9 protein-coding genes and 1 tRNA gene are annotated in these 10,581 nt (G+C 64.8%); 9 read left to right on the top strand and 1 reads right to left on the bottom strand.

The window, feature by feature from the left end:
• Positions 1 to 47 precede the first annotated feature (47 nt).
• Positions 48 to 132: transfer RNA gene (locus EIP75_RS15315), tRNA-Leu, on the bottom strand.
• A gap of 135 nt (positions 133 to 267) precedes the next feature.
• Between EIP75_RS15315 and rnr the strand changes: the two genes are divergently transcribed.
• The 9 genes from rnr (at position 268) to rseP (ending at position 10,581) form a co-directional block, all read left to right on the top strand.
• Positions 268 to 2,589, top strand: a complete 2,322-nt coding sequence (rnr, locus tag EIP75_RS15310) for a ribonuclease R (protein ID WP_233584889.1) — start codon at positions 268 to 270, stop codon at positions 2,587 to 2,589.
• A 175-nt stretch (positions 2,590 to 2,764) separates the two neighbouring features.
• Positions 2,765 to 3,511, top strand: a complete 747-nt coding sequence (gene rpsB, locus EIP75_RS15305) for a 30S ribosomal protein S2 (protein ID WP_125244132.1) — start codon at positions 2,765 to 2,767, stop codon at positions 3,509 to 3,511.
• 126 nt (positions 3,512 to 3,637) lie between these two features.
• The gene (tsf, locus tag EIP75_RS15300) at positions 3,638 to 4,537 is read left to right on the top strand and encodes a translation elongation factor Ts (protein ID WP_125244131.1); all 900 of its coding nucleotides are present in this window, start codon (positions 3,638 to 3,640) and stop codon (positions 4,535 to 4,537) included.
• Positions 4,538 to 4,718: 181 nt separating this feature from the next.
• A complete protein-coding gene (gene pyrH, locus EIP75_RS15295; RefSeq protein ID WP_125244130.1) occupies positions 4,719 to 5,429 on the top strand; it encodes a UMP kinase in 711 nt (236 codons plus the stop codon).
• An 88-nt stretch (positions 5,430 to 5,517) separates the two neighbouring features.
• Positions 5,518 to 6,078: a ribosome recycling factor gene (gene frr, locus EIP75_RS15290; RefSeq protein WP_125244129.1), complete on the top strand. Its 561-nt coding sequence runs from the start codon at positions 5,518 to 5,520 to the stop codon at positions 6,076 to 6,078.
• Between the two features lie 106 nt (positions 6,079 to 6,184).
• Positions 6,185 to 6,961: a polyprenyl diphosphate synthase gene (uppS, locus tag EIP75_RS15285; RefSeq protein WP_125244128.1), complete on the top strand. Its 777-nt coding sequence runs from the start codon at positions 6,185 to 6,187 to the stop codon at positions 6,959 to 6,961.
• 6 nt (positions 6,962 to 6,967) lie between these two features.
• Positions 6,968 to 7,900, top strand: coding sequence for a phosphatidate cytidylyltransferase (locus EIP75_RS15280; RefSeq protein WP_125244127.1), 933 nt, complete (start codon positions 6,968 to 6,970; stop codon positions 7,898 to 7,900).
• On the top strand, positions 7,893 to 9,158 hold the full coding sequence (gene ispC, locus EIP75_RS15275; protein ID WP_125244126.1) for a 1-deoxy-D-xylulose-5-phosphate reductoisomerase: 1,266 nt from the start codon (positions 7,893 to 7,895) through the stop codon (positions 9,156 to 9,158). Before EIP75_RS15280 ends, ispC begins: the two co-directional genes overlap by 8 nt.
• Before the next feature lie 28 nt (positions 9,159 to 9,186).
• Positions 9,187 to 10,581 carry an RIP metalloprotease RseP gene (rseP, locus tag EIP75_RS15270; protein WP_125244125.1) on the top strand — a complete coding sequence of 465 codons (1,395 nt, stop codon included), beginning with the start codon at positions 9,187 to 9,189 and terminating at the stop codon, positions 10,579 to 10,581.

Genomic DNA, 10,581 nt, shown 5'->3' with positions numbered 1-10,581 from the left:
CCGCAAAGACAAAAGCCGCATGATCTTTCGATCATGCGGCTTGAATCTGGTGCCCAGGAGAGGACTCGAACCTCCACGGAGTTACCCGCTAGTACCTGAAACTAGTGCGTCTACCAATTCCGCCACCTGGGCAGGTACTTATCTCCACTGCTCTTCGCAATCTTTGGATCAATCGATGAAACAAATTTTGCAGCGATCAGCGAAGACATCGACTATAGCATCAAAATTACAAGCATGACAAGTAAAACCCAACTTCCCGTGAACCTCATGACCGAAATCGAGGGCACGGTGCAAGGCCACCGCGACGGACACGGCTTCGTGGTGAGCGACGACGGCGCCAGCAGCATCTATCTTTCGCCCCAGGAAATGCGCTCGGTGCTGCACCGCGACCGTGTGCGCGCCAAGGTGTTGCGCTTCGACCGCAAGGGCCGCCCCGAAGGCCAGGTGCTCGGCATCCTTGAGCGCCGCAAGACCCCGATCATCGGCCGATTGCTGCATGAAGGCGGCGTGTGGCTGGTGGCCCCTGAAGACCGCCGCTATGGCCAGGACATCCTGATCCCGCCCAAGGCCATCGCCAGCGCACAGGCTGGGCAGGTGGTGGCGGTGGAGCTCACCGAGGCACCTTCGCTGCATGCGCAGCCCGTGGGCCGCGTGAGCGAAGTGCTGGGCGGCATCGACGATCCGGGCATGGAGATCGAGATCGCTGTGCGCAAGTACGAAGTGCCGCACAAGTTCGGCGACGACGTGATGGCCCAGACGGCCAAGCTGCCCGACAAGGTCCGTCCGGCTGATCGCAAGGGGCGCATCGACCTGACCGACGTGCCGCTCGTCACCATCGATGGCGAAGACGCCCGCGACTTCGACGATGCCGTCTACTGTGAGCCTGCCGCCGTGGGGCGCAGCAAGAAACCCAATGGCTGGCGCGTGCTGGTGGCCATCGCCGATGTGAGTCACTACGTGAAGCCCGGCGAGCCGCTCGATCGCGAGGCCTATGAGCGCGCCACGTCGGTGTACTTCCCGCGCCGCGTGATCCCCATGCTGCCGGAGAAACTCTCCAACGGCCTGTGCTCGCTCAACCCCGAGGTGGAGCGCCTGTCCATGGTCTGCGACATGCTGATCACGGCCGAGGGCGAGATCCACGCCTACCAGTTCTTCCCCGCGGTGATCTGCTCGCACGCGCGCTTCACCTACAACGAGGTGGCCGCCATCATCGGCAACACGCGCGGCCCCGAGGCCCAGCGCCGTGCCGAACTGGTGCCGCACCTGCTGAACCTGTACGACGTGTACCGCGCCTTGCTCAAGGGGCGTGGCGTGCGGGGTGCGATCGACTTCGACACCACCGAAACGCAGATCGTCTGCGACGACAACGGCCGCATTGCCAAGATCGTGCCGCGCACGCGCACGGAGGCGCACCGTCTGATCGAAGAATGCATGCTGGCGGCCAACGTCTGCTCGGCCGAGTTCATCGAGAAGGGCAAGCACCCGGCGCTGTACCGCGTGCACGAAGGCCCCACGCCAGAGAAGCGCCAGACGCTCAAGAACTACCTCAAGGCCCTGGGCCTGGGCATGCACCTGGGTGAAGAGCCCTTGCCATCGGAGTTCCAGGCCATCGCACAGGCCACCAAGGAGCGTCCCGACGCGGCTCAGATCCACACCATGCTGCTGCGTTCGATGCAGCAGGCGATCTACACGCCCACCAACAGCGGCCACTTTGGCCTGGCCTACGAGGCCTACACCCACTTCACCAGCCCCATCCGGCGCTATCCCGATCTGCTGGTGCACCGCGTGATCAAGGCCATCCTGGGCAGCGGGCGCTATGGCCTGATCCTGCCGCCGGTGGTGTCCTCGGTGGGCAACTTCAAGAAGGGCAAGCCAGGCGCGACCCTGCCCAAGGCGCCCGTCAAGCGCGCCAAGATCAAGATGTCGGCGGAAGAGACCGTGGCCTGGGAAGTGGCGGGCGTGCACTGCAGTGCCAACGAGCGCCGCGCCGACGAGGCCTCGCGCGACGTCGAAGCCTGGCTCAAGTGCATGTTCATGCGTGAGCGCCTGGGCGAGGACTACGGCGGCACCGTGAGCACAGTGACCAGCTTCGGCCTGTTCGTGCAGCTCGACGGCCTGTATGTGGAGGGGCTGATCCACATCACCGAACTGGGCGGCGATTACTTCAAGTTCGATGAAGTCCGGCAGGAACTGCGCGGCGAGCGCACCGGCGTGCGCTACAGCACGGGCGATCGGGTGCGGGTGCAGGTCAGCCGTGTCGACCTGGACAGCCGCAAGATCGATTTCCGCATCGTGAGAGAGGGGCAGGGGCCTCTGGGTGAAGCGACCAGTCGTGGCAAGCGGCGTGGTGGTGGTGGTGGCGGGCGCGAAGGTGCACGCGGCGGGGATGAGGCGTTCGATTCGGCCCAGGCCAAGCTGGCCGATGTGCAGCGTCGTGACCGAGAGGTCAAGCGGGGCGGCAAATCGTCTGGGCGTGGCAGCAAGAAGGGCGCGGCCCCTTCCTTGCGGGCAGAGCAGCGCGCCCAGCAATCACCGCAGCCCGCGGGCAAGAAGGCGCCTACCCGCAAGAGTGTTCGGCGCAGGGGGTGATGGCCGAGGCGTGAGAGTCGTGCTAGAATGCTGGGGTTTGTCCGAAATAGGTCGGCAAACATAGTCGCCAAATCGTAATCGCGAGATCGCCCAACCAAGGTGTCGCAACCCTTTGTTTCATTCAAAGGGTTTGTGATCTGCGGCGGTTTCTAGACCCAACCTCTGGAGCACTCTCATGCCCGTGTCCATGCGCGAAATGCTGGAAGCCGGTGTCCACTTCGGTCACCAAACCCGCTTCTGGAACCCCAAGATGGCCCCGTACATCTTCGGCCACCGCAACAAGATCCACATCATCAACCTCGAGAAGACGCAGCCTGCGTTCGAGGATGCCCTGAAGTTCATCAAGCAGCTGTCTGCCCGCCGCGGCACCGTGCTGATGATCGGCACCAAGCGCCAAGCCCGTGATGTCGTCGCCGCTGAAGCCCAACGCGCCGGCGTGCCTTTCGTGAACCAGCGCTGGCTGGGCGGCATGCTGACCAACTTCAAGACGGTCAAGGGTTCCATCAAGAAGCTGAAGGACGCCCAGGTTCAGGTCGAAGCCGGTCTGGACAACCTGAAGAAGAAGGAAGGCCTGCTGTTCCAACGCGAGCTGAACAAGCTCGAGAAGGACATCGGCGGCATCCAGGACATGGCTGCCCTGCCTGACGCCCTGTTCGTGATCGACGTCGGTTACCACAAGATCGCCGTGGCCGAAGCCCAGAAGCTGGGCATCCCTGTGATCGCCGTGGTGGACACCAACCACTCGCCCGAAGGCATCGACTACGTCATCCCTGGCAACGACGACTCGTCCAAGGCTGTGGCGCTGTACGCCAAGGCCGTGGCTGACGCCGTGCTGGAAGGCAAGGCCAACGCCGTGAACGACATCGTTCAAACGGCTGCTGCCGGCGACGACGAATTCGTCGAAGTCAACGAAGCCGCCTGAGCTTCGTGCCCAAGGTCTTCGGACCGGACCGAAGGGGCTGATTCAGCCCCTTTTTTTCAAACAGATTCTGATGTGACGCGGCTGTGACAGACACGGCCGCGGCCCGAACCCCTACGGAGAACGCATATGCCCGCCATCACCGCCAGCATGGTTGCCGACCTGCGCGCCAAGACCGACGCCCCCATGATGGAGTGCAAGAAGGCCTTGACCGAAGCCGAAGGCGATTTCGCCAAGGCTGAAGAAATCCTGCGCGTCAAGCTGGGCAGCAAGGCCTCCAAGGCTGCTTCCCGCGTGACCGCCGAAGGCGTTGTTTCCGCCTATGTCGACGGTGCCACGGGTGCCCTGGTCGAGATCAACTGCGAAACCGACTTCGTTTCCAAGAACGACTCCTTCCTGGCCTTCGGCAAGTCCGTGGCCGAGCTGATCGCCAAGAACAACCCGGCTGACGTCGCTGCCATCGGCGAGCTGCCCCTGTCGCAAGACGGTTTCGGCCCCACGGTCGAAGAAGTCCGCAAGGGCCTGATCGGCAAGATCGGCGAGAACATGTCCATCCGCCGCTTCCAGCGCTACGCGGGTGGCGGCAACCTGGCTGCCTACCTGCACGGTGCCCGCATCGGTGTCGTGGTGGAATTCGACGGTGAAGCCGTGGCCGCCAAGGACGTGGCCATGCACATCGCCGCCATGAAGCCGGTGTCGCTGTCGTCGGCCGACGTGCCCGCCGCCCTGATCGAGACCGAGCGCAGCGTCGCAACGGCCAAAGCCGCCGAAGCCGGCAAGCCCGCCGACATCGCCGCCAAGATGATCGAAGGCGCCGTCCAGAAGTACCTGAAGGAAGTCTCGCTGCTGAACCAGGTCTTCGTGAAGGCCGCTGACGGCAAGCAGACCGTCGAGCAGTACCTGAAGTCGGCCAACACGACCGTCAAGGGCTTCACGATGTTCGTCGTGGGCGAAGGCATCGAGAAGAAGCAGGACGACTTCGCTGCCGAAGTGGCTGCCACGGTGGCCGCGGCCAAGGGCCAGGCCTGATCATGACAAGGGGGCTTTCTAGCCCCCTTGCTTCATGGGCTTCAAGGGCAAGGGCCGTGCGCTGCACGGCTTTTGCCAACGCCGGAACCCCGGCGAGGATTTGAATCTAAAGCGAGGCTCGCCAGTCGGTTTGCGTTAACCTTCCGGACGGGCTTCCACACATGACGACAAGGACGATTGCATGCCGGCTTACAAGCGCATCCTGCTGAAGCTTTCTGGTGAAGCCCTGATGGGCGATGATGCCTTCGGCATCAACCGTGCCACCATCGTGCGCATGGTCAAGGAAATCCAGGAGGTGACCACGCTGGGCTGTGAGGTGGCGGTGGTGATCGGTGGCGGCAACATTTTCCGCGGCGTTGCTGGAGGCTCCGTGGGCATGGACCGTGCCACGGCCGACTACATGGGCATGCTGGCCACGGTGATGAACTCGCTGGCCCTGGCCGACACGATGCGCCAGGAAGGCATGACGGCCCGCGTGATGTCGGCCATCAACATCGAGCAGGTGGTCGAGCCCTACGTGCGCCCCAAGGCGCTGCAGTACCTCGAAGAGGGCAAGGTGGTGATCTTCGCCGCCGGCACAGGCAACCCTTTCTTCACCACCGACACGGCCGCTGCGCTGCGTGGCGCCGAGATCGGCGCCGAGATCATGCTCAAGGCCACCAAGGTCGATGGCGTGTACACGGCCGACCCCAAGAAGGATCCCTCCGCCACGCGTTACGCCACCATCACGTTCGACGAGGCATTGATCAAGAACCTGCAGGTGCTGGACGCCACGGCTTTTGCCCTGTGCCGCGACCAGAACCTGCCCCTGAAGGTGTTTTCCATTTTCAAGCCCGGCGCGCTCAAGCGTGTCGTGCAGGGCGCGGACGAGGGCACGCTGGTCCACGTCTGACCAGAGGCTGTCGGCCGGACGGCCACCCCATGCGTTTGGACCTTGGCAGGGCGAGGTCGCTGTCAAACGTATTTGAACGGAGCATCCCATGAGCATCGCAGACATCAAGAAAAACGCTGAGCAGAAAATGCTCAAGTCCATCGAGTCCTTCAAGAACGAGTTGAGCAAGATCCGCACGGGCCGCGCACACGCCGGCATCCTGGATCAGGTGCATGTCGAGTACTACGGCTCGATGGTGCCCTTGAGCCAGGTGGCCAACGTGACGCTGGTCGACGCGCGCACGATCAGTGTCCAGCCTTGGGAAAAGGGCATGGGCGCCAAGATCGAGAAGGCCATCCGCGAATCCGACTTGGGCCTGAACCCCGCATCGCAGGGCGACCTGATCCGCGTGCCGATGCCCCCGCTGACCGAAGAGCGCCGCAAGGAACTCACCAAGGTGGTTCGCAACGCCGGTGAAGATGCCAAGGTGGCCGTGCGCAACCTGCGCCGTGACGCCAATGAGCAGGCCAAGAAGCTGCTCAAGGACAAAGCCATCACTGAGGATGAGGATCGCCGTTCGCAGGATGATGTCCAGAAGCTGACGGACAAGACCATCAACGACATCGACAAACTGACCCAGGCCAAGGAGGCCGAGGTTCTGGCGGTCTGAGATGGCCATGGGCCTTCGAGCCACCACGGTGGCTTGAATGCGAGGCGGCTGGGCCGCCTCGTCGCATTTCAGGAACCTCACCATCCATTTCCAGGCAGTCCACCGCATGTTTTCCGCCCTCAACGCCAGCGCCTCGAAAGACCAGACGGTGCCCAGGCACGTGGCCATCGTGATGGATGGCAACGGTCGCTGGGCCAAGCGGCGCTTCATGCCGCGGGGCATGGGGCACAAGGCGGGTGTGGATGCCCTGGTGACGGTGGTGCAGGCGGCGGCCGATCGGGGCATCGGTTTCCTGACGGTGTTCGCTTTCTCGTCGGAGAACTGGAAGCGGCCCGAGGAAGAGGTGTCAGGCCTGATGAGCCTGCTGATCGTGGCGCTGTCCAAGCACCTGACCAAGCTGCGCACCGACGGGGTCCAGATCCGTGTGGTGGGTGATCTGGCCGGCGTGTCGCCCAAGGTGCGCCAGGCCTTGCTGGACGCCTGTGAGGCCACGGCCCACAATGAACGTCTGGTGCTGACCGTGGCCTTCAACTACGGCGGGCGCTGGGACGTGCTGCAGGCCTGCCGGCGCATCGTGGCCGATGGGCTCTCGCCAGACCGCATCGACGAAGCGACCATGTCCCGCTACATGGCCATGAGCTATGCGCCGGATCCGGATCTCTTCATCCGCACCGGTGGGGAGGTTCGGCTTTCGAACTTTCTGCTGTGGCAGAGCGCCTACGCTGAACTGGTGTTCACCGACTGCCTCTGGCCCGATTTCGATGGCAGGGAACTCGACAAGGCCCTGGAGACATTCCGTCGGCGCGAACGGCGCTTTGGCGATGTCGGCCAGGATGATGAACCGCCCGCCAGCGGGCTTGCAGTCAACACTCCGGGGAACTGACCGACGATGCTGAAACAACGAGTCATCACCGCGCTGATCCTGGTGGCTGTTCTGCTGCCCTCATTGGCTGTCGAGGCGCTCTGGCCCTTTGCGTTGCTGAGCCTGGCCTTCGTGTCGGCGGCCGGCTGGGAGTGGTCGCGTCTCAATGGCGGCCCCGGTGTCACGGCCTGGCTGATCGGATTGGCCGTGGCGGTGCTCGGCCTGCTGGTGGCTGACGCGGGCACCTTGCCCGTCTGGGCGGCGGCAGATCTGCGGGCAGAGCCGCCGGCCTCCAGCGTGCCGCATGTGCACGCCCTGGGTGTGGCGCCGGTGGGCTTCGTGCTGCCGGGTGCTCTGTGGTGGGGCGCGGCCGTGCTGTGGGTGCTGGGCGGTGCTGCCGTACTGCGCTGGGGCGGCTTGTGGTGGCGGCGTGTGCCTGCAGCCTTGCGTTTGGTGCTGGGGGTGCTGCTGGCCGCGCTGGCCTGGCTGGCCCTGACCGAGGCCAAGCTGCAGGGCCTCAACTTTCTGCTGTCGGTGCTGTGCCTGGTCTGGGCGGCGGACATCGGCGCATATTTCGGCGGGCGCACCTTCGGGCGCCGCAAGCTGGCGCCCAGCATCAGCCCCGGCAAGAGCTGGGAAGGTGTGATCGCCGGGATGGTGGCCACGTTGCTGCTGTCGGCCCTGTGGATCTGGATCGACCAGCATTGGCATGTCGATTCGCCCAGCCTGTACAGCCGGCTGCTGCTGGGCCTGGGGGTTCCCGGGCTGGTGGTGGCGGTGCTGGCCCTGACAGGCATGAGTGTGGTGGGCGATCTGTTCGAATCCTTGATCAAGCGCCAGGCCGGCCAGAAGGACAGCAGTCAGTTGCTGCCCGGCCATGGTGGCGTACTTGACCGCATCGACGCCTTGCTGCCCGTGCTGCCGATCTCCCTGGCCCTGGTGTCCCTGTGCCATGGATGATTCGGTGAATGCTGCGGGCGGTCAGGCGGCAACCAGGCGTCAGGGCGTGTGTGTGCTGGGAGCCACGGGCTCCATCGGCACCAACACGCTGGATGTGATCTCGCGTCACCCGGACCGCTTCGAGGTGCTGGCCCTGGCGGGCGGGCGTCGGGTCGATGAACTGCTGGCCCAGTGCCGGCAATGGCGACCCCGCTGGGCGGTGATGCCTGGTGAAGCCCAAGCGTCGAAGCTGCGTGAAGCCGTGCGCCAGGCGGGGCTGCGCACCGAGGTGCTCAGCGGCGAGCAGGCCATGTGCGACATCGCTGCCCATCCGGATGTCGACATCGTCATGGGGGCGGTCGTGGGGGCGGCAGGGCTGCCGCCTTGCCTGGCCGCGGCACGCGCCGGCAAGCGCCTGCTGCTGGCCAACAAGGAGGCCCTGGTCGTCGGGGGGGCGCTGTTCATGCAGGCGGTGCGCGAGGGCGGTGCCACGCTGCTGCCCATCGACAGCGAGCATTCAGCCATCTTCCAGTGCCTGCCTGAAGACCCGGCCACCTGGGCGGGGCGCATCGACCACATCGTGCTGACCGCCTCTGGTGGCCCGTTCCGCGAGCGGGATCCCGCCACGTTCGGGCAGATCACGCCGGATCAGGCATGTGCCCACCCGAACTGGGTGATGGGCCGCAAGATCTCGGTCGATTCGGCCACGATGATGAACAAGGCGCTGGAGGTCATCGAGGCCCGCTGGCTGTTCGATCTGGCGCCTGAGCGCATCAAGGTGGTGATCCACCCACAGAGCATCATCCATTCGATGGTGGTGTGCCGCGACCGCTCGATATTGGCCCAACTGGGCACGCCCGACATGCGTGTGCCCATTGCTTACGGGCTGTCATGGCCCGAGCGCATCGAGTCCGGCGCGGATTTACTTGATTTCACACAACTGAAATCGCTGACCTTCGACGAGCCCTGCGCCCGCCGCTACCCGGGCCTGGGCCTGGCCTGGCACACGCTGCGCGCCCAGGATGGATCCACCTGCGTGCTCAACGCGGCCAACGAGGTGGCTGTGGAGGCCTTTCTGCAAGGGCGTATCCGCTTCGATCAGATCCATGCCGTCAACGACGCGACCCTGTCCGGCGTGGCCCTGTCGGCGGTGGATGCGGCCAGTGTCGAAGCGCTGATTGCGCTGGATGCGCGTGCCCGCGAGGTGGCCCGTGTTCACGTGGCGCGCTGCGATGCGCCGTCAGTGGCCCAGACCTCGGGTACCATCGCGCAGCAATGACGCAGCCCCGGCCTCTAGGAGCAGGACAATGTTGACCACCGTGCTGGCCTTTCTGGTCACGATCGGCGTGCTCGTGGTGATCCACGAGTACGGGCATTACCGTGCCGCGGTGGCGTGCAATGTCAAGGTATTGCGCTTCTCGGTGGGCTTCGGGCGGGTGCTGTGGCGCCGCCAGCGCGGTGAGACCGAATTCGTCATCTCGGCACTTCCCCTGGGCGGTTACGTCAAGATGCTGGACGAACGCGAAGCCCCCGTGCACGTGGCCGACCAGGCACGGGCGTTCAACCGCAAGCCGCTATGGCAGCGCGCCTTCATCGTGGCGGCGGGGCCGGCGGCCAACCTGGCCTTGGCGGTGCTGCTGTATGCCGTTGTGAACTGGGCTGGCGTGCAAGAGCTCAAGGCCCGACTGGCGGCGCCGGTGCCGGCCTCCATCGCCGCCAATGCGGGCATGCAGTCCGGTGACGAAGTGCTCGCCCTGGCTCCCTCCGGTGGCGATGTGCCGCAAGCGTCCGATTGGTTGCCCGTGCGCTCGATGAACGACCTTCAGTGGCATCTCACCAATGCCGTGCTGCAGTCCGGGGATCTGCGGCTGCAGGTCAGACGCATGGGGCAGGGCGGGGCGCCTGGCGAGACGGTTGAGCTGCTGCTCGGTACCGCCAAGTTGTCCGCTGCCGATGTCGATCCCAAGCTGATGGACCGGCTGGGGTTTTCTGGCCCCTATGCCAGCGCTGAGATCCGCCGGGTGATCGAAGGCGGCCCGGCGGAGGCGGCTGGGCTGAAGGCCGGTGACAAGGTGCTGAGCCTGGACGGCCGGGAGCCCCGTGATGCGGGTCAGCTGCGCCAATGGATTTCCCAGAGCGCCCGCGATGGCGTGGCCCGCCCGCTGGCGGTGGTGGTGTCGCGCCAGGGCCAGTCGGTCGAGCTGAGCGTCACTCCCGTGATCAAGACCGAAGGTGACCAGCGTGTGCCGCGCATCGTGGCCGAGATAGGCTCGCCGGTCGAGATGGTGATGGTCAACTACGGTGCGCTCGAAGGCTTCACCAAGGCGGCGCAACGCACCTGGGATGTGTCGACCCTGACACTGGACATGCTGGGCAAGATGGTGATCGGCCAGGCTTCGCTCAAGAACCTGAGCGGCCCCCTGACCATTGCCGACTATGCTGGCCGCTCCGCGGAACTGGGCTGGGCCTACTACCTGGGTTTCCTGGCCATGGTCAGCGTGAGCCTGGGGGTGCTGAACCTACTGCCGTTGCCGATGCTCGATGGCGGACACCTCATGTATTATCTTTTCGAAGGCGTGACCGGACGGCCCGTTTCCGATGCGTGGCTCGAGCGGCTGCAGCGCGGTGGCGTGGCCGTCATGTTCTTGATGATGTCACTGGCCCTGTACAACGATTTCGCCCGCTTGCTGGGCATGCACTGA

The sequence above is a fragment of the Aquabacterium soli genome, assembly GCF_003933735.1.
Classification (GTDB): domain Bacteria; phylum Pseudomonadota; class Gammaproteobacteria; order Burkholderiales; family Burkholderiaceae_C; genus Aquabacterium; species Aquabacterium soli.
This window is presented reverse-complemented; position numbering and strand designations above follow the sequence as displayed.